We start from the raw sequence: 19,424 nt of genomic DNA on the forward strand, positions 1-19,424 counted from the left end.
CGTAGGCTGAGCCTCACCATGTCCAAGAAGACGTTCGAGGAGCTCTTCACCGAGCTCCAGCACAAGGCCGCCCAGGGCGATCCCGCCACTTCCCGCACCGCAGAACTGGTCGAGAAGGGCGTCCATGCCATCGGCAAGAAGGTCGTCGAGGAAGCCGCCGAGGTCTGGATGGCCGCCGAGTACGAGGGCAAGGAGGCAGCCGCCGAGGAGATCTCGCAGCTGCTCTACCACGTCCAGGTGATGATGGTCGCCCGCGGCATCTCCCTGGACGACGTGTACGCCCACCTCTGAGCCGCACCCCGCATTCGATCTCGTACGTACGAACGAAGGAAGCTCGCCTCATGCTGCGCATCGCCGTCCCCAACAAGGGTTCCCTGTCCGGCCCTGCGGGGGAGATGCTGCATGAGGCCGGCTACCAGCAGCGCCGGGAGTCCAAGGAGCTGCGGATCGTCGACCCGGCCAACGAGGTCGAGTTCTTCTACCTCCGCCCCCGTGACATCGCGATCTACGTCTCCTCCGGCCGCCTCGACATCGGCATCACCGGCCGGGACCTGCTCATCGACTCCGGCGCCAAGGCCGAGGAGATCCTCCCCCTCGGCTTCGCCCGCTCCACCTTCCGCTTCGCCTCCAAGCCGGGCACGGCCGACGGCGTGGCGGACCTCAAGGGCAAGACGGTCGCCACCTCCTACGAGGGCATCGTCGCGGGCCACCTCGCGGACAACGGCATCGACGCCTCCGTGGTCCACCTCGACGGAGCCGTCGAGACCGCCATCGAACTGGGCGTCGCCGAGGTCATCGCCGACGTCGTCGAGACCGGCACCTCCCTGCGCAACGCCGGCCTGGAGGTCTTCGGCGAGCCGATCATGAAGTCCGAGGCCATTGTCATCCGCCGCGTCGACGCCGACACGACCTCGGAGAACGAGCCCAAGGTGCAGCAGTTCCTGCGCCGCCTCCAGGGCGTCCTCGTGGCCCGGACGTACGTGATGATGGACTACGACTGCCGCGTCGAGCAGCTGGAGAAGGCCGTCGCACTCACCCCGGGCCTGGAGTCCCCGACCGTCTCGCCGCTGCACAACGAGGGCTGGGTCGCCGTCCGGGCGATGGTCCCGGCCAAGGAGGCCCAGCGGATCATGGACGACCTCTACGACATCGGCGCGCGGGCCATCCTGACCACCGCCATCCACGCCTGCCGCCTCTGACGGCCAGGGAGTCGCACGCCATGCCGGACCAGTCCCCCCTCCCCGCCCTGCCCGTCACTTTTCGGCCGGGCCGCACCCGGGCCGTACTGCTGACCGCCGCCGGGGCGATCTTCGTGGTCATCACGGTCGTCGCGCTGCTGCTGCCCACGCTCGGCCCGGGGGAGCGGCTCAGCTTCGTCTTCACGGCGGCCATGCTCGCCGGGGTGCTGTGCATGCTCTCCCGGCCCAAGGTCGTCGCCGACGAGGCCGGCGTCACCGTCGTCAACATCACCGCGCGGCGGCAGCTGGGCTGGGCCGAGATCGTGCAAGTCAACCTGCGGGTCGGCGACCCCTGGGTCTTCCTCGACCTCACCGACGGCACCAGCATGCCCGCGCTCGGCATCCAGCCGGGCATCGCCAAGCAGCGAGCCATCGAGGACGCCCGGACCCTGAGGGCGCTGGTCGAGGCCCGGTCGGTCACCGAGCCCGAGCAGCGTCAGGGCTGACCCGGACGCGCGTCCGGGGGGACCCGGACCAAGATCAGGGCCGACTCGGGGCCGTCGCCCCTGCCGCACCGGCCCCTGTCTTGATTAATCTGTTGGCGGAGGCGTTTTCGTCGCGCCTCCGCCTCTGTCGTTCCACCCCGGAAGGCAGGGGCTCCCTGCTATTCGAGGAGTGACTCCCTCCAGCGATGGACGGATCGTCCTGTAGTACCTGCGCCGCCCCCTCCCGGCACACCGAGGCGGCGGCATGACCATCCCCCTGCTGCTCCTCGGAGCCGCGTTCCTGCTGATCCTCGCCAACGGCTTCTTCGTGGCCGCCGAGTTCGGCCTCGTCACGGTCGAGCGCCCGGAGGCCGAGAAGGCCGCCGCCGAGGGCGACCGCCGGGCCCACAAGGTGGTGGGCGCGCTCAAGGAGCTGTCCTTCCAGCTCTCCGGCACCCAACTCGGCATCACCATCACCTCCCTGGTCGTCGGCATGCTCGCCGAACCGGCTCTCGCGGAGATACTCCACGGCCCCTTCACCGCCCTCGGCATACCCGAAGGCGCCGTGTCCGGGGTGTCCGTGGTCGTCGGCATGCTGCTGGCCTCGGCCGTGCAGATGGTGATCGGCGAACTGGTCCCCAAGAACTGGGCGGTGTCGAAGCCCATGCAGGTCGCCCGCTTCGTCGCGGGCCCCCAGCACGTCTTCTCCCGTCTCTTCCGCCCGGTCATCGCCGCTCTCAACGCGGTCGCCAACCGCCTGGTCCGCGCCTTCGGCGTCGAGCCCACCGACGAGCTGGCCTCCGCCCGCACCCCCGGCGAACTGGTCTCCCTCGCCCGGCACTCGGCCCAGGCCGGCGCCCTGGAACAGGACACGGCCGACCTCTTCGTCCGTACCCTCTCCCTGGGCGACCTGACCGCGGAGAACGTGATGACACCGCGCGTCAAGGTCAGCGCCCTGCAGTCCTCGGCCACCGCCGAGGACGTGGTCAACCTGACCCGCGCCACCGGCCTCTCCCGCTTCCCCGTCTACCGGGAGCGGATCGACGAGATCGTCGGCATGGTCCACCTCAAGGACGCCCTCGCGATCCCCGCCCACGAACGACTGCACACCCCGGTCGGCCGGATCGCCAGGACCCCGCTGCTCGTCCCCGAGTCGCTGCCCGTGCAGCCGCTGCTGGCCCGGCTGCGCAGCGAGCAGCCCATCGCCGTCGTCGTCGACGAGTACGGCGGGACGGCCGGGGTGGTGACCCTGGAGGACATCGTCGAGGAACTGGTCGGAGAGGTGCGCGACGAGCACGACGTGCACGAGCGGCCCGAACTCGCCGCCGCCCCGCCCGAGGACGGCCGCCTCGCCTGGGACGCCGACGGCAGCTGCCGCGTCGACGTGCTCCAGCGCATAGGTCTCGATGTCCCGGAGGGCCCGTACGAGACGGTCGCCGGCCTGGTCGCCGACCTGCTCGGCCGTATCCCTGCCCCCGGCGACCACGCCGAGCTGCCCGGCTGGCGGCTGGCGGTGCGCCAGGTCGGGCACTACCGCGCGGAGCGCGTCCGGCTCGTGCGCACCACTCCCGCCACGGACACCGTCCCCGGCCGGGAGGCGGTAGCCGCCGGCAAGGACACCGCCGCGGCGGCGGCCGACGTGAAGGCGACCATCCCCGTCACGGAAGCGGCCCGCGTCACGGGCCCCACCCCCGCCACAGACGCCGCCTCGGCCGTGGAGGCGACCCGATGAGCATGCTCCAACTCCTGTTCGCCCTGCTCCTCGTGCTCGCCAACGGCTTCTTCGTCGGCGCCGAGTTCGCCTTGGTCTCCGTCCGCCGCAGCCAGATCGAACCCCTCGGGACCACCCGGTCCCGCCAGGTCCTCCACGGCCTGGAGAACCTGCCCCAGATGATGGCGGCCGCCCAGTTCGGCATCACCGTCTGCTCACTGACCCTGGGCGCGGTGGCCGAGCCGACGGTGGCCCGGCTGCTGGAGCCGCTCTTCGAGGCGATCCACCTGCCGCACGGCATGATCCATCCTCTGGGCTACGTCATCGCGCTGGCGGTGGTCGTCTTCCTCCACCTCGTCATCGGCGAGATGCTGCCGAAGAACCTGGCGATGGCGGCGCCGGAGAAGACGGCGCTGTGGCTGAGCCCGGCCCTGGTGGCCTTCGCGCGGCTGTGCAAGCCCGTCACGGCCGGTCTCGGTGCCTGTGCCCGCGTGGTCCTCAGACTCTTCCACGTCGAGCCCAAGGACGAGGTCGAGGCCGTCTTCACCAGCGTCCAGCTGGGCCGGCTGGTCGAGGACTCCGGGCAGGCCGGGCTGCTCGACCCCGAGGAGCAGGAGCGCCTGGAGGACGCGCTGGAGCTGGGCTCCCGCCCGGTGACGGACGTCCTGCTCAAGCGGGACACCCTGGTGACGGTGGCCCCCTCGGTGACGCCCGCGCAGGTCGTGGCCCTGACCGCCCGCACGGGCTACTCCCGCTTCCCGGTGGTCGCGGAGAACGGTGCCTTCATGGGCCGCTACCTCCACGTCAAGGACGTCCTGGACCTGGAGGACTCCGACCGTGCCGTACCCCAGCAGATCTGGCGGCCCATGACCACCCTCCGCGCGGAGCTGCCGCTGGACGACGCGCTGACGGTCATGCGGCGGGCCGCCACGCATCTGGCGCAGGTGGCGGATGCCTCCGGCAAGGTGCTCGGTCTGGCGGCGCTGGAGGACGTCCTGGAACTGCTGGTGGGCGAGGTCCGGGACCCGGCCCACCGGGAGGTCCCCCCGACCCGGGTGACAGAGCCAAGGCTCAGCGAACCCACGAAGCAGGCCCTCGCCAGCTGAGTTTCGCTCCCCGTCAAAGACTCGGGGCTCCGCCCCGGGCCCCGTTCGCGCAGTTCCCCGCGCCCTGAAAGGGGCGCGGGGAACTGCGCGAGAAGCCCCACCGGCCCGCAGACGACCGACAAGCGAGCGGGGCCGAAGGGGCGCAGCCCCTGGTGGGGGCACCTCCCGCTCGAGCGAAGCCGAGGTGGGAGGGACGGGTAGGGGCGGCGAGGGCGAGAAAGTCTCACATCGCCGAAGGTTCTCCGGGCCCCCGCCCCGACAAGACCTCCCCGTACGCCTGCATCAGATCCGGCAACCGCAACGTCGACAGATCATCCCGCGTAGGAATCGACGGATACCCCGACAACCGCAGATCCCGGTACGCACAGCTCTTCTCGTACAACGTCCGCAAGAACCGCCCGTTCCCGAGCTCGTCGATCCACCCCTGCTCCACGACATGCCCGGAGATGGACCGCAACTCGTCGAGCGCCTCCTCGTCCCACACGTCCCCGTTCTCCGTCGCGAGCACCTCCCCGATGGAGGTCAGCTCCAACGGCCGGTACGAGGGAAAGTCGACCCGTGTCGTGAACCGGGACGACAGTCCGGGGTTCGCCGCCAGCAGCCGGTCCATCCCCTCCGGATAGCCGGCCAGGATCACGACCAGATGGTCCCGGTTGTCCTCGGCCCGCTTCAGCAGCACCTGAAGCGCCTCGTCCCCGTACGCGTCCCCCTTGCCGTACCCGGAGTTGGACAGGGAGTACGCCTCGTCCACGAACAGCACCCCGCCGATCGCCGAGTCGATCAGCTCGTTGGCCTTCACGGCGGTCTGCCCGAGGTACTCGCCCACCAGATCCGCACGCTGCGCCTCGACGAGGTGATCGCCGCCGAGCAGCCCGAGCGCGTAGAAGACACGGCCCAGTATTCGCGCCACGGTCGTCTTCCCGGTGCCCGAGGGCCCGGAGAAGACGAAATGCCGCTTGGGCGGCTGCACGGGCAGCCCCTGCCCGGCCCGCAACCGCGCCATGTTGAGCTGCGCGGACAACGCCTTGACCTGCCGCTTCACCGGCTCCAGCCCGACCATCCGCTCCAGCTCGGCCAGCGCCTCCTCCAACAGCTCCGGATCCGTCGGCCCCGCCGGCAGGGACAGCGGCTCCACCGGCACCACGGCGGACTTCTCCCGTACGAAGGTGTCGCCGGCCTCGGGCGGTAGCCCGCCCGACGGCGGCGGTCCGGGATCGGACACCTTCAGATCCCGGCCCTCGGCGTCGAAGAACGGCTCCAGCCCGTCGCCGTCGAGCACGTCCTGGCCGATCCCGGCGAGCGAGATCGCGGCGAAGTCGCTCGCATCGTCGTCGTACCCGTCCCCCTCGGCGATCGCGGCCAGCCGGGCGGAGGTGTCCATGAAGGCGGGGTCGACCCGGTGCACGGCCCGGTACAGCGGCAGCGCGGCCGCGCTGCGCCCCGTGCCCTCGTGGGCGCGGGCAAGCCAGTACCGCAGCTCCTTGCGCTGCGGCTGCTCGCTGCGGCAGCGCATCAGCGCCGCGGAGAGCAGCGGCTCTGCCTGCCCGTACGTCTCCAGCCGCACCCTGGCCATCCCGCCGAACAGGCCGGCCTCGATGCCCAGCAGGGGATCGTCGAGCAGCGGATCGGTGTGCCGGACCAGTTGCTCCCAGTCCTTGACCAGATAGGCGCGGCAGGCGTGCAGAAACCGCACCTGGTGGTCCGCGTCGACCGGCGGCAGCCCGGCGAGCGCCCGGTCCAGCTCGGGCACATGACGTCCGTCCAGCCAGTGCGAGGCGTGCGCGAGCAGCAGATCACGCGGGCTCTCCAGCACCGGCTGCACCCACCAGCCCAGCCAGTACCAGGAGTTGAGGGTGCGACGGTGCCGGGTGCGCTGCTCCCCGAAGCGTTCGCGGTGCCGGAACATGCGCAGCAGCGCGGTCGTCGTGTCCACCCGGAGCGCGTGCAGCCCGAGCCAGCCGTCCGCCATGCCCGGATCCATCCGCACCGCGGCGCGGAACTCCTCCTCCGCCTGCGGATAGGCGCCCATGGTGTAGGCGTCCACGCCTCGCAGCCAGGCGAGGTCGGCCGGGGCCTCGGGGCCCCGCGAGCCGAAGTCCATCACGTCCCCCACAAACCGTGCCCCCGCTGGAAACCGAACGGGCCGGTGCCCGTCGGCGGCCTTCGTCGAACCGCTGTGCCGCGGACGGGAGTTGCGCCGGTGCGTTGCTGCAGCCGTCCGAAGGTCGCACCTTGGGCATCGTACCTGCGGGTCGGGCGCCCTTCGAAGGGCGCCGCAACCCTCGTCCTGCGAGGTGGGAGCAGACGGGGCGCATTGCGGACGGTCACCGAGGGTGAAGGAATGGTGTCCCCGGGGTGCCGGAAAGCCGCGAAGAAGGCAGAACGAAGCCCCCGATCACGGGGGAACAACCGGGGGCTTCGCGCATCTGGGCGGTATCGAATGACCGCACATTGAGAACGTAAGACCAGTACGGCCCCCCGGTCAAGCCGAGTTGGGGCCCTCGGGCAACTTCTCGGACAGCCCTCTTCACAAGTTCAGCACATTGCGGATGGCTCGTCACCCTGAGTGAGATGCGATGCCGATCCAGGAGCCGTCGGGGGTCCCGTGAGCACCTCGTACCCCGCTTTTCCCGGCCGAATCAGCAGATCGGCGAACGGCCGAGAAGGATCCTCGGCGAAATGCCGACGCTCCGCCCGGACCCAACCGGCCCAGAAGTCGTCCTGCTCCGCCCCGTCCCGCGCCCGCCCCGTGCCCAGGCCTCCCCTTCCGCCACTTCCATCCACACCAGCCACGCCAGAAACGGCCGCAACACCCGTCGGCCCGCACCCACCCTTCCACGACGACCACCGGCGCGCTCGGCAGCACACGCGCCGGGCCGAAACCGCGTTCACGCCAGTCGTAGGGGGCGTACCGCGCGCTCCGCCCGTGACGCAGCGGCTCGATCACCTGGTCCAGCAGGCGATCCGTCCACGCGAACAGCTCCTCGTGCGTCGCGATGTCGTCGAGGTGCAGCACCGGGGCCCCGCCGAGCGCGTCCGCCAGCCGCCCGGCGAACGTGCTCTTCCCCGAACCGGCGTGCCCGTCCACCCCCACCAGCCGGACCGGCCCGCAGGAGGGCGGCAGCCGCCGCAGCCGCGCGGCGAGGTCGTCGACGGCGAGGTCCACAGAAGCGGAGGAGTCGTGCATAGGTGGATTGAACACCGTGCCGCGCGGCCGCGGATACGCCACTGGTGTCGACCAATATTGGCGGGCGTGGCGCGGCGCGAGGTGCTGGCGTCAGAAGTCGCTCCCCGGTTCCATAGTGGGCGAACAGCCGTGCGTCTGAACCGTTCCTTCCGGACCACTGGGGGTCACCCGCAGATGACGAGCCTCTCCGAGCCGTCCCGCAGGACCGTCCTGACCGCAGCCGTCGCCACCGCAGCCGCCGCGGCGGCCGCGGGAGCGGCGGGTCAGGCGGTCGCAGACACCACGAGCGGCCGGGGCGAGGGCCCCGCCCGCCCCACGCGAGCACCGGAACGTTTCACCGACTTCCGTGCCTGGACCTCGTACGCCGACTGGTGCTCGGGCAGCGCCCGGGGCACCCTGGCGAAGGCGGGGACGCGGCCGGGGCTGGTGATCGACACGCCGCTCGGGACCACCGACTACACCGACCCGCACACCGGGCGTACGGCCGCCTGGGAGTACGGGACCTGGACCTCGCCGGTCCACCGGCTCACGGTGCCCGCCACCGAGGCCGTCGCGTCCTGGAACGCGCACACCCCCGAGGGCACCTGGATCGGGATCGAGCTCAAGGGCACGTACTCCGACGGCACCGACACGCCCTGGTACGTGCTCGGCCGGTGGGCGGCCGGGGACCGGGACATCAGACGGACGTCCGTCGACGGCCAGAAGGACGGCAGAAGCAGTGTCTGGACGGACACCTTCGCGATCGACGACCCGGCGACGGGCCTGCGCCTGGCCTCCTACCGGCTGCGCCTGACGCTGTACCGCACGCCCGGTACCCGGCTGACCCCCACGGTCTGGCGCCTCGGCGCGATGGGCTCCGACGTCCCCGACCGCTTCACCGTCCCCGCCTCGACGCCCGGACTCGCACGGGAGCTGGACGTCCCGCGCTACTCGCAGGAGATCCACAAGGGCCAGTACCCCGAGTACGACAACGGCGGCGAGGCCTGGTGCAGCCCCACCTCCTCGCAGATGGTCATAGAGTTCTGGGGCAGGAAGCCCACCGCCGCCGACCTGGCCTGGGTCGACCCGGCGTTCGCGGACCCGCAGGTGTGCCACGCGGCGCGGTTCACCTTCGACTACCAGTACGAGGGCTGCGGCAACTGGCCCTTCAACGCCGCGTACGCCGCCACCTACCAGGACCTCCAGGGCGTGGTGACCCGGCTGGGCTCGCTCACCGACCTGGAGACACTGATCGGGGCGGGCATCCCGGCGATCACCTCCCAGTCGTTCCTCGCGGAGGAGCTGACGGGAGCGGGCTACGGCACGGCCGGGCATCTGATGACGGTGATCGGCTTCACGGCCGAGGGCGACGTCATCGCCAACGACCCGAACTCGCCGACCAACGAGGCGGTGCGCCGGGTCTACCGGCGGCGCGAGTGGGAGAACATCTGGCTGCGGACCAAGCGGTACAACGCCGCCGGCAAGGTCGTCTCCGGCACCGGCGGCGTCTGTTACGTGTATTTCCCGGCGCGGCCCACGGCCCGCCAGCGCGCGGCGCTCTCGGCGGTGGGCATCCTCTGACGAGGCAGGCCAGGTGCGGCGCGGCTCCCGGACGACCGGGGCCGCGCCGACGTGTGACCAAGGTCTCGGCCGCGAACCGCCCATGCGGTGGCAAGGTGGACGAGGCGGTGGGGGGAGCCCATCGCACACCGATCACACCAGCGAGCTGCCATGACCGTGACCTCCGCCACCGCCACCCGCGTCCGGACCCGCACGGGCGGGCCCGGGGACGACGGCCCGAAGATCGTCGAGCACGTGATGGGCTGGACCCTGGTCGTGGTCGTCGCGATGCTGGTGGCCCAGCTGGGGCTGCTGTGACCTGATCCGCCGCTCGATTCTGTCGATCAGAGTCGAACAAGCTGGTGGTGAGGGTCTACCATACTGCGGTTGTCCCGCTGGCAGTTGGAGACCAGGACCGAAATTGAATAGCAGTCAACAGCGTGGAGTCGCACCGCCGCGGGCTCGCGGCACCGACCGTTCGCTGGCGCGCCGCGCCGAACTCATCTCCATCGGGCGCAAGTTGTTCGCCGACACGTCGTACGACACGTTGTCCATGGACGACATCGCGCGACAGGCGCACGTGGCCAAGGGACTGATCTACTACTACTTCAAGTCCAAGCGCGGCTACTACCTCGCCATCGTCGAGGACTCGGTGGCCGATCTGATCACGTTCGCGGCGAGCGGGCTCCAACTGCCGCCCGTGGAACGGGTGCACCGGACCATAGACTGCTATCTGCGGTACGCCGAGGACAATCAGGCCGCCTACCGCACGATCGTCAGTGGCGGTGTCGGCTTCGACACCCAGGTGCACGCGATCCGGGACGGCGTCCGCGAGGCGATCGTCGCCACCATCGCGGAGGGCGCGTACGGCAGGACCGACATCGAACCGGTCGCCCGCATGGGCCTGTTCGGCTGGGTGTGCGCGGTCGAGGGCGCCACGCTGGACTGGATCGACCGCCCTGAGCTGCCCCGAGAGACCATGCGCGACCTGCTCGTCAAGATGCTGGGCGGCTCGCTGCGCGCCATCGAGGAGCTGGCCCCGGCCTATCTCGCGCCGGAGCCCGCCCGCCGGGACGCCTGAGCGCTCCCCGGGCCGGCGACACCCGGCGACGCACTCGGGGTGGGGGTCCGTGACCGACCCCCACCCCGAGTCCCCCTTCGCGGCGGTTACCTGATCGCCTTGATCAGCTCGCCATCGGCGGTGTCGCCGCTCAGCTCCCAGAAGAAGGTGCCGCCGAGGCCCTGCGCGTCCTTGTACGCCATCTTCCCCTTGATGGTCCGCGGGGTGTCGTAACTCCACCAGTCGTCACCGCACTTGGCGTACGCGGTGCCGCCGACGATCCCGTTGGCCGGGCACGTCTTCTTGAGCACCTTGTAGTCCTCGTAGCCCGCCTCGTACGTCCCCGCGGCCGGGCCGGTCGCCGTGCCGCCGGGTGCGGACTGGGTCACCCCGGTCCAGCCGCGGCCGTAGAAGCCGATGCCGAGCAGCAGCTTGGAGGACGGGATGCCGAGGCCCTTCAGCTTCCGGATGGTGGCGGCGGTGTTGAAGTGCTTGTCGGCGATGCCCGGGTACGGGTACAGCGGCGAGTGCGGGGCGGTGGTCGCGTCCCAGGAGCCGAAGTAGTCGTAGGTCATCGGGTTGTACCAGTCGACGTACTTCGCGGCGCCCGCGTAGTCCGCCGCGTCGATCTTGCCGCCGGGCTTGGCGTCGGCCGTGATCGCCGCGGTGACGAGCTCCTTCTTGCCGAATCGTTTGCGCAGTGCGGCCATCAGCTCCTCGAAGGACTCGCTGCCGCTGGTGTCGCAGGTGAGGCCGCAGGCGTTGGGGTACTCCCAGTCGATGTCGATCCCGTCGAAGACGTCCTTCCAGCGGGAGTTCTCGACGAGGTCGTAGCAGGAGTTCGCGAAGGCCTCGGGGTCCTTCGCCGCCTCACCGAAGCCACCGGACCAGGTCCAGCCGCCGAACGACCACACGATCTTGAGGTTCGGGTGCAGCTTCTTCAGCTTGAGCAACTGGTTGAAGTTGCCGCTCAGCGGCTGGTCCTCGGTGTCGGCGACGCCGTCCACGGACTCCTCGGCGGTGAAGGGCTTGTCGGTGTCCGCCCAGGCGTCGCCGAGGGCGCACTTGCCGTCGACGACGTTTCCGAAGGCGTAGTTGATGTGCGTGAGCTTCTTCGCCGAGCCTGAGGTCTCGATGTTCTTGACGTAGTACTTGCGGCCGTAGATGCCCCAGTCGATGAAGTAGCCGACGACCTTGGAAGGGGCCGCGCCGGGCGTGCGCTGCGGGGAGCCGGCCTTCGCCGGGGTGGCGGTCGCGGTGCCCGCTCCGGCGAGCAGTCCTGCGCCGAGAGTGGCGCAACACGTGGCGGCGACGAGCGTCCTGACGGGGACGCGGGGGCTGTGCGGTCTGAGCATCGTGACTCCGGGGAGGGAGCGGGACGGGGAGGGTCCTGCCTGGACCTGCTGTGCCGAGGGGGGTGAACGCGGTGTCGCGTTGTTGGGGGAGAACGTAGAGGACTAGACCACTGGGGTCAATGGTTCGGACCAATTTGAGCCAGGGTGTGGCGGGCTCGAAAAGTGCCCGGATGAACGGTCGTTAACCGGTGACTCGCTGCTCCGGATCGGGCATACTCCAAGCGCCACCGCCGCTGATCAGCGGCTTCCGCGATCCGGAGGAGGACCATCGGCTGTGGCACGTGTGACCCGGCGGCACCACCCCATCCCCGGTGCGTGTCCGCCGCCGTGCCCTACAGGGAGGAGAGCGTCGCCATGCCCGAGCGCGCCGCGCAGCCGGTGGACCGTCAACTGCCCACGGAAGAGGCCCGCGATCTGATCTCGCTCGTCCGTGAGATCGCGCAGCGGGAGATCGCCCCGCACGCGGCCGTGGAGGAGGACGCCGGCCGGTTCCCTCGCGAACTCTTCGGTCTGCTCTCCGAGTCGGGACTGCTCGGCCTGCCGTACGACGCGGAACACGGCGGCGGGGGCCAGCCGTACGAGGTCTATCTGCAGGCGCTGGAAGAGCTGGCCATGGCCCGTCTCACGGTCGGCCTCGGGGTCAGCGTCCACACCCTGGCCTGTCACGCCCTCGCCGACTACGGGAGCAAGGAGCAGCGGGCCGAGCATCTGCCGGCGATGCTGGGCGGCCGTCTGCTCGGCGCGTACTGCCTCTCCGAGCCCTCGTCCGGTTCGGACGCCGCGTCCCTGCGGACCAAGGCGGTACGGGACGGTGAGGAGTGGGTGATCAGCGGCACCAAGGCGTGGATCACCCACGGCGGCATCGCCGACTTCTGCACGGTGATGGCCCGAACGGGCGGCGAGGGCTCCGGTTCCCGGGGCATCACGGCCTTCCTGGTGCCGGGGGACGCCGCGGGGCTGAGCGCCGCGGCACCGGAGAAGAAGATGGGCATGAAGGGCTCACCCACCGCGCAGCTCCACTTCGACGGGGTGCGCGTCGCCGACAGCAGGCGTATCGGTGAGGAGGGCCAGGGCTTCGCGATCGCCCTGTCCGCGCTCGACTCCGGACGGCTCGGCATCGCGGCCTGCGCGATCGGCGTGGCCCAGGCGGCACTGGACGAAGCGGTCGCCTACGCCACCGGGCGGCAGCAGTTCGGACGCCCGATCTCCGACTTCCAGGGGCTGCGCTTCATGCTCGCGGACATGGCGACACAGGTGGAGGCGGGCCGCGCGCTCTACCTCTCGGCGGCGCGACTGCGCGACGCGGGCAGGCCGTTCTCCAAGCAGGCGGCCATGGCGAAGCTGCTGTGCACCGACGCCGCGATGAAAGTCACCACGGACGCCGTCCAGATCCTCGGCGGGTACGGCTACACGGCGGACTTCCCCGTCGAGCGGTACATGCGCGAGGCCAAGGTGCTCCAGATCGTCGAGGGCACCAATCAGATCCAGCGGATGGTCATCGCCCGTCACCTCGCGGGGCCCGAGTCACGCTGAACGAACCACGGAAGAAGCCGGGCGCCCCGAACGGGTCCGCGCGGGTGCCGAACTGGTCGAGGCCGCTCGGCGGCGTCGCCAGTCGCACCCACTCCGGATCGTGACGCCCCGGCAGAGTGCGGCCCCGGTCGGCCCAAGTCCGCAGCAGAGCACGGTAGATGGGCGGGTCCTGGAGCGGGGCCGACCCTTGCGGAAGCGATTCTGCCGAAGCCGGTACGAAGATGTGACGCCGACTCCCGGTCACCGAAAAAGGTGGGGTCATACCGGGCCAACGCGCACGAGGCCGCGCCGGTCACCGTTCCCGGGAATCGTGTCTGAGTTCGCGCCGGGACCGAACGGGGCAGGACGGGCCTGCCCGCCGGGCGCGGAGGTGTTGGGCCCGACCGGGCCCTGAATCAGGCGGCCTGGCGCTGATCGGCCCGGCTCTGCTCGGGCTGCTGACGCCGCATCACCGGCACGCGGATCGGGCGCGAGCCCGGGCCGCCGACGTGCGAGAAGGGCTGGGTCCGCCAGTCGATGCCCTGCGGGAGCGTCAACAGCAGCGCGGTGTCCTGCTCCTGCGGCTCGACGGACTCGCCCGCCGGCCGGGCCTCGCTCGCCGAACGACCGGTGCCGGCACAGGCCGTGAGCCCGAAGGGGTTCCACGGCGACACGACGCGCGCGTGCTCGGGGAGGCTGTCCTCCTCGGACAGCAGGGCGATGGGCTGAGCGCAGTCCGGGCAGATCACCCGGTACATCTCGAAGGAGTCGTACGCGTCGAACTCGTCGTCCGGTTCGACGCCCTCCGGCTCGGGCTCGATGACCGCCTGGAGTCGCTTGGGTGCGGTACGACCAGGGCGCTTAAGACTCTGCATGGGATTCTCCCCCTCGGGCTGGGCCGTGAAGGCACTGCGGCCTCGACCACATCAAGCACTTCCCGCCCCGTCTCGGAGGTAATCACGAGATCATCACGAAGCCTGTTCGGGTGCTGTGGTCTTCGTCACATGCCGCTCGCAGGTGCCCCAGATGGTCCGGCTGTCACCCGTATGGCCCACAGGCGGCTCTCGGGCACATCACGAACCGGGCATGACCTGCGCCGCTCAGGTATCGGAGGCGATCAACCGCCCTGTAGGTTCTTGCGCCATGGAGGAGCTGGACCGACAGATCGTGCAGCTGCTCGTCGCGGACGGGCGGATGAGCTACACCGACCTGGGCAAGGCCACGGGCCTGTCCACGTCGGCGGTGCATCAGCGGGTGCGCCGACTCGAGCAGCGTGGCGTCATCCGGGGCTATGCCGCGGTCGTCGACCCGGAGGCGGTCGGGCTGCCGATGACCGCGTTCATCTCGGTCAAACCGTTCGATCCCAGCGCCCCCGACGACATCGCCGAACGCCTCGCGGGCGTCCCGGAGATCGAGGCCTGCCACAGCGTCGCCGGCGACGAGAACTACATCCTCAAGGTCCGTGTGGCGACCCCGCACGAGCTGGAGGAGCTGCTGGCGCGCCTGAGGTCGCTCGCCGGCGTCTCGACGCGGACGACGGTGGTGCTGTCCACTCCGTACGAGGCCAGGCCCCCGAGGATCTGACCGCCGCGGCACGGCTGCCACCGACTTCACCTCGACCGCCTGCCGCCTGCCGCCTGCCGCCTGCCGCCTGCCGCCTGTCTGGCATCTGTGCCGTCTGCCGGTCTGCCGCTCGTCGGTTCACTGCCGACTGCTCATCGCTGTGGGCAGTCGTTCCGGGCGATGGGGGCACCTCCCGCTCGAGCGAAGTCGAGAGTGGGGAGGGGGGCGCAGCCGACAGCACCGGGTGCCTCGAAACACCGGCCCAAGTACGTCGCGGCAGCCGCCGCACGCGAGACTGTCCCCATGAGTGATCGCACCGCCCCGTCGAACACCGTGTTGCTCCGCGGTGGAGAAGTCCACAGCCCCGCCGACCCGTTCGCCACCGCGATGGTCGTGGAGCACGGCCAGATCGCCTGGGTCGGCTCCGAGGGCGCCGCCGACACCTTCGCGGCCGGCGTCGACGAGGTGGTCGATCTCGAAGGGGCCCTGGTCACCCCGGCGTTCACCGACGCCCATGTGCACACCACCGCCACCGGCCTCGCGCTCACCGGCCTCGACCTCACCGCCGCCCCGTCCCTGGAGGCCGCGCTCGTTCTCGTACGGGAATTCGCCGCCGCCCGCCCCGGCGACCGCGTCCTCCTCGGTCACGGCTGGGACGCCGCCCGCTGGCCCGGGGGCCGCCCCCCGACCCGCGCCGAACTCGACGAGGCCACCGGCGGGCGCCCGCTCTATCTGAGCCGGATCGACGTCCACTCGGCCGTCGTCACCACCGCCCTGCTGGACATGGTCCCCGGCGCCGACACCTTCGAGGACGGCCCGCTCACCCGCGACGCCCACCACGCCGTACGCGCCACCGCCCTCGGCGCCATCACCCCCGCCCAGCGCATCGAGGCCCAGCGCGCCTCCCTCGCCCACGCCGCCTCCCTCGGCATCGGCTCGCTGCACGAGTGCGCGGGCCCCGAGATCTCCTCCGAGGACGACTTCACAGGGCTGCTGCGGCTCTCCGCCGAGGAACCCGGCCCGCGCGTCGTCGGCTACTGGGCGGAGCGCGACGTGGAGAAGGCGCGCGCCCTCGGCGCGGTCGGCGCCGCCGGCGACCTCTTCGTCGACGGCGCCCTCGGCTCGCACACGGCGTGCCTGCACGAGCCGTACGCCGACGCCGACCACACCGGCACGGCCTACCTGGACGCCGACGCCGTCGCCGCCCATGTGGTCGCCTGCACCGAGGCGGGCCTCCAGGCGGGCTTCCACGCCATCGGGGACGCCGCGGTGGCCGCGGTGGTCGAAGGTGTGCGGGCGGCGGCCGAGAAGGTCGGCCTGGCCCGGGTGCGGGCTGCCCGGCACCGGGTCGAGCACGCCGAGATGCTCACCCCGGACACCGTCGCCGCCTTCGCCGAACTCGGCCTCACCGCTTCCGTCCAGCCCGCGTTCGACGTGCTGTGGGGCGGGGAGGAGGGCATGTACGCCCAGCGGCTGGGCGTCGACCGTGCCCGCACCCTGAACCCGTTCGCGGCGCTGCTGCGGGCCGGGGTGCCCCTGGCGTTCGGTTCCGACAGTCCGGTCACGGCTCTGGACCCCTGGAGCACCGTCCGGGCGGCGGCCTTCCACCGCACGCCGGAGCACCGGGTCTCCGTGCGTGCCGCGTTCACGGCGCACACACGGGGCGGCTGGCGGGCGATCGGACGCGACGACGCGGGCGTCCTCGTGCCGGGCGCTCCCGCGGACTACGCGGTGTGGCGCACCGGCGACCTCGTCGTCCAGGCCCCCGACGACCGTGTCGCCCGATGGTCCACCGACCCTCGTTCCGGCACCCCCGGCCTGCCCGACCTGAGCCCCGGCTCCGACCTGCCCGTCTGTCTGCGGACCGTGGTCGCGGGGCGCACGGTTTTCGTACGGCCGGGCGAGTGATCTCCCGGGGGGACGCGGAGCCGATCATGGCCCGCCGAGGCACCGCGCGACCTGCGCATCCTCCCCTCCCACCAGGCATGGGAGGCAATCTCCGCAGGTCAAACGGTGGTTGACAGTTGGCGGCAGGGGGCGGGTAGGTTCTGCCGGGTCCACCACCGGACGTCCGACCGGGGAACTTCCGCGCGGTCGCCGAAGCGCCGCTGGGTCAGGGGCGGTGTGCCGCACCGGCGCACCCTCACTGGCAGCCAGGCCCAGGGTCCGCGCTCCGGCGAGGGAACGTTCCGGCCCGGTCGGGTAGGTGCGACCCGGGTGGGGCCCGGACGCTCAGTAGACAACGGCTTTCGGTCGACCCGCAGCCAGCGGGCCCCAGGTCGGCCCGAAGGGCGTCGGGCCCCCATCCGTCGCAGGTGGTTCCCCCTTCGCCCGCGGCCTCGCAGGTCGTGCAAGGTCCTCTGGCGGCGCACAGGCTACGCAGAGCGCGCCCCCGCACACCCCCTGTTGAATCGACACCCCTCTGGACACCGGCCGACGCTCCATCGCAGGCCGTGGCCACTATGGTGGTCCCCTGCGTACGGAGGACTTGAAGGGGCAGCAGTGAACGACGGCGACGGGACCCTCGCGGCTCAAGGCCAGGAGAGGCGGTTCGGCCCGCTCGGCACGGCCTTGGTGATCATCCCGACCTACAACGAGGCGGAGAACATCAAGGCGATCGTGGGCCGGGTGCGCAAGGCCGTTCCCGACGCGCACGTCCTGGTGGCCGACGACAACAGCCCCGACGGCACCGGCAAGCTCGCCGACGAACTGGCCGTCGAGGACGACCAGGTCCAGGTGCTGCACCGCAAGGGCAAGGAGGGGCTCGGCGCGGCCTATCTCGCGGGCTTCCGCTGGGGCATGGAGAACGGCTACGGCGTCCTCATCGAGATGGACGCCGACGGCTCGCACCAGCCCGAGGAACTGCCCCGGCTGCTCACCGCGCTCAAGGGCGCCGACCTCGTCCTCGGTTCCCGTTGGGTGCCGGGCGGGCGCGTCGTGAACTGGCCCAGATCCCGCGAGTTCATCTCCCGCGGCGGCAGCCTCTACTCCCGGGTGCTGCTCGACGTCCCCGTGCGTGACGTCACCGGCGGCTACCGGGCGTTCCGCCGAGAGACCCTCGAAGGGCTCGGCCTCGACGAGGTCGCCTCGCAGGGGTACTGCTTCCAGGTCGACCTCGCCCGCCGCGCGATCAAGGCGGGCTACCACGTGGTCGAGGTGCCCATCACCTTCGTCGAGCGCGAGCTGGGCGACTCCAAGATGAGCCGGGACATCCTCGTCGAGGCGCTCTGGCGGGTCACGGCGTGGGGTGGGGGAGCGGGTCGGCAAAGTGCTGGGGCGGGACGGGAAGCTGCCGGGGCGGGACGACCGAAAGCCCTGATCATCCCCTTATCCCGTGCTGAGCCCGGTCCAGGCACACTGGGAGCATGACGACTGGCGTTCCGTCTCTCGACCCACTCCCGCCCGGCCCCGGCGTTCCCGGCTGCGCACGTTCCTGCCGCTGGGCGTCGCCGCATGGCTGGTGCTGGAGATCTGGCTGCTCATGGTGGTCGCGGGCGCGGCCGGCGGGTTCACGGTCTTCCTACTGCTCGTTGCCGGCTTCGTCGGCGGCTCGGCCGTGGTGAAGCGGGCCGGGCGGCGGGCGTTCCGGGTGCTGTCCGAGACGCTGCAACAGCAGCAGGGTGGGGCGGCCCCAGCTGGAGCGGGACCCGGATCCGGACCCGGCTCAGGAAAGAGCGAGGGCAACGGCTTCCTGATGCTGGGCGGCCTGCTGCTGATGCTGCCCGGGCTGGTCTCGGACGCGGTGGGGCTGGTGCTGTTGATCCCGCCGGTGCAGAGGGCGTTGGGGCGCTACACGGAGCGGACCTTCGAGCGGAAGATCCGTGAGGCGAGTTCGGGTTCTCTCGGGGATGCGTTCCAGCAGGCGCGGATGCACCGGCCCGACGGCAAGGTCGTGCAGGGGGAGGTCATCCGGGACGACGAGGGCTCCGGGGGTTCAGGGGTTCTGGAGACCTGCCGCCCCGTCCGCCGCTGAGCCGCTGAGCCGCTTCCTCGCCCCCGCCGCCCCTACCTGTCCCTCCCCCACTCTCGGCTGCGCTCGAGCGGGAGGTGCCCCCCAGGGGCTGCGCCCCATGACCCCCATCCGCGGGTCCGGTGGGGCTGGTCGCGCAGTTCCCCGCGCCCCTGGAAACGCAGGGGCAGCGCCCCGTGCGTTTCAGGCCCGCGGCTCTTCGCTTTCTGGGCCGCGGGTGCCTGCAGCTTCTAGGGGCGCGAGGAACTGCGCGAGAAGCCCCACCCACCCGCACCCGACGACGCACGTCAAAGACCGCGGGCGCCGTACACGTTCGTACGGCGCCCGCGGTCATCGGTTGCGCTGTCGGTCCGCCCGGCCCCCGGAGGGGTTACGCGGACTTGCGGCTGTCTCGAGGATGCACCGCGATGTTCATCGCGCCGGAGCGGAGAACCGCCAGGCGCTCTTCGAGGACCTCTTCGAGTTCCTCACGCGTGCGCCGCTCCATCAGCATGTCCCAATGTGTACGCGCGGGCTTGGCCTTCTTTTCCTCAGGGCCGTCGCCGTCCACGAGGAGTGCCTGGGCCCCGCAGACCTTGCACTCCCACTCCGGCGGAATCTCCGCCTCGACCGAGAAGGGCATCTCGAAGCGGTGCCCCTTCTCGCATGCGTACTCCACGGCCTGGCGCGGAGCCAAGTCGATGCCGCGGTCCGTCTCGTAGCTGGTCACCACGAGGCGCGTGCCGCGAAGAGCTCGCTCACTCATGAATCGTGCCTCC

At 71.2% G+C, this 19,424-nt stretch carries 15 protein-coding genes and 3 pseudogenes; 13 read left to right on the forward strand and 5 right to left on the reverse strand.

Annotation, left to right across the window (positions count from 1 at the left end; all coding sequences use genetic code 11):
* Positions 1–18 precede the first annotated feature (18 nt).
* From E4N62_RS28520 to E4N62_RS28540, 5 genes are all read left to right on the forward strand, one after another.
* A complete protein-coding gene (locus E4N62_RS28520; protein ID WP_003988914.1) occupies positions 19–291 on the forward strand; it encodes a phosphoribosyl-ATP diphosphatase in 273 nt (90 codons plus the stop codon).
* 50 nt (positions 292–341) lie between these two features.
* The gene (gene hisG / locus E4N62_RS28525) at positions 342–1,199 is read left to right on the forward strand and encodes an ATP phosphoribosyltransferase (RefSeq protein WP_230219289.1); all 858 of its coding nucleotides are present in this window, start codon (positions 342–344) and stop codon (positions 1,197–1,199) included.
* Positions 1,200–1,219: 20 nt separating this feature from the next.
* Positions 1,220–1,684, forward strand: coding sequence for a PH domain-containing protein (locus tag E4N62_RS28530; RefSeq protein WP_184896468.1), 465 nt, complete (start codon positions 1,220–1,222; stop codon positions 1,682–1,684).
* A 244-nt stretch (positions 1,685–1,928) separates the two neighbouring features.
* Positions 1,929–3,395, forward strand: a complete 1,467-nt coding sequence (locus E4N62_RS28535; protein ID WP_230219290.1) for a hemolysin family protein — start codon at positions 1,929–1,931, stop codon at positions 3,393–3,395.
* Positions 3,392–4,480: a hemolysin family protein gene (locus E4N62_RS28540; protein WP_230219292.1), complete on the forward strand. Its 1,089-nt coding sequence runs from the start codon at positions 3,392–3,394 to the stop codon at positions 4,478–4,480. Before E4N62_RS28535 ends, E4N62_RS28540 begins: the two co-directional genes overlap by 4 nt.
* 223 nt (positions 4,481–4,703) lie before the next feature.
* Here the strand turns inward: E4N62_RS28540 and E4N62_RS28545 are convergent, their stop codons facing one another.
* Positions 4,704–6,581, reverse strand: coding sequence for an AAA family ATPase (locus tag E4N62_RS28545; protein WP_230219294.1), 1,878 nt, complete (start codon positions 6,579–6,581; stop codon positions 4,704–4,706).
* Between the two features lie 434 nt (positions 6,582–7,015).
* Positions 7,016–7,667, reverse strand: a pseudogene (locus tag E4N62_RS28550) (uridine kinase).
* Positions 7,668–7,841: 174 nt separating this feature from the next.
* On the opposite strand from E4N62_RS28550, the gene E4N62_RS28555 reads away from it, so the two are divergent.
* The 3 genes from E4N62_RS28555 (at position 7,842) to E4N62_RS28565 (ending at position 10,287) form a co-directional block, all read left to right on the forward strand.
* Entirely contained in the window at positions 7,842–9,227 is a 1,386-nt protein-coding gene (locus E4N62_RS28555) for a peptidase C39 family protein (RefSeq protein WP_230219296.1), read from the forward strand.
* Between the two features lie 150 nt (positions 9,228–9,377).
* On the forward strand, positions 9,378–9,524 hold the full coding sequence (locus tag E4N62_RS28560) for an SCO1431 family membrane protein (RefSeq protein WP_230219298.1): 147 nt from the start codon (positions 9,378–9,380) through the stop codon (positions 9,522–9,524).
* A 103-nt stretch (positions 9,525–9,627) separates the two neighbouring features.
* Complete coding sequence (locus E4N62_RS28565) at positions 9,628–10,287, forward strand: TetR/AcrR family transcriptional regulator (RefSeq protein ID WP_230219300.1); 660 nt, start codon at positions 9,628–9,630, stop codon at positions 10,285–10,287.
* Positions 10,288–10,373: 86 nt separating this feature from the next.
* Here E4N62_RS28565 and E4N62_RS28570 read toward each other — a convergent pair whose 3' ends face one another.
* The gene (locus E4N62_RS28570; RefSeq protein WP_230219303.1) at positions 10,374–11,621 is read right to left on the reverse strand and encodes a glycoside hydrolase family 18 protein; all 1,248 of its coding nucleotides are present in this window, start codon (positions 11,619–11,621) and stop codon (positions 10,374–10,376) included.
* Positions 11,622–11,975: 354 nt separating this feature from the next.
* Here E4N62_RS28570 and E4N62_RS28575 point away from each other — a divergent pair, with 354 nt between their 5' ends.
* On the forward strand, positions 11,976–13,154 hold the full coding sequence (locus E4N62_RS28575; protein ID WP_230219305.1) for an acyl-CoA dehydrogenase family protein: 1,179 nt from the start codon (positions 11,976–11,978) through the stop codon (positions 13,152–13,154).
* Between the two features lie 395 nt (positions 13,155–13,549).
* On the opposite strand, the gene E4N62_RS28585 is transcribed toward E4N62_RS28575, so the two are convergent.
* Positions 13,550–14,008, reverse strand: coding sequence for a hypothetical protein (locus E4N62_RS28585; protein ID WP_230219308.1), 459 nt, complete (start codon positions 14,006–14,008; stop codon positions 13,550–13,552).
* A 268-nt stretch (positions 14,009–14,276) separates the two neighbouring features.
* Between E4N62_RS28585 and E4N62_RS28590 the strand changes: the two genes are divergently transcribed.
* The 4 genes and pseudogenes from E4N62_RS28590 to fxsA all read left to right on the forward strand — a co-directional run bounded on the left by E4N62_RS28590 (position 14,277) and on the right by fxsA (position 18,669).
* The gene (locus E4N62_RS28590) at positions 14,277–14,717 is read left to right on the forward strand and encodes an Lrp/AsnC family transcriptional regulator (RefSeq protein WP_033532524.1); all 441 of its coding nucleotides are present in this window, start codon (positions 14,277–14,279) and stop codon (positions 14,715–14,717) included.
* A gap of 282 nt (positions 14,718–14,999) precedes the next feature.
* On the forward strand, positions 15,000–16,604 hold the full coding sequence (locus E4N62_RS28595) for an amidohydrolase (RefSeq protein ID WP_230219309.1): 1,605 nt from the start codon (positions 15,000–15,002) through the stop codon (positions 16,602–16,604).
* A gap of 594 nt (positions 16,605–17,198) precedes the next feature.
* Positions 17,199–18,015: pseudogene (locus E4N62_RS28600) on the forward strand (polyprenol monophosphomannose synthase).
* A 46-nt stretch (positions 18,016–18,061) separates the two neighbouring features.
* Positions 18,062–18,669, forward strand: a pseudogene (gene fxsA, locus E4N62_RS28605) (FxsA family membrane protein).
* A 367-nt stretch (positions 18,670–19,036) separates the two neighbouring features.
* On the opposite strand, the gene E4N62_RS28610 reads toward fxsA, so the two are convergent.
* Complete coding sequence (locus tag E4N62_RS28610; RefSeq protein ID WP_003977404.1) at positions 19,037–19,411, reverse strand: RNA polymerase-binding protein RbpA; 375 nt, start codon at positions 19,409–19,411, stop codon at positions 19,037–19,039.
* Between the last annotated feature and the right edge of the window lie 13 nt (positions 19,412–19,424).

It is taken from the genome of Streptomyces sp. MNU76, assembly GCF_020982545.1.
Taxonomy (GTDB): Bacteria; Actinomycetota; Actinomycetes; order Streptomycetales; family Streptomycetaceae; genus Streptomyces.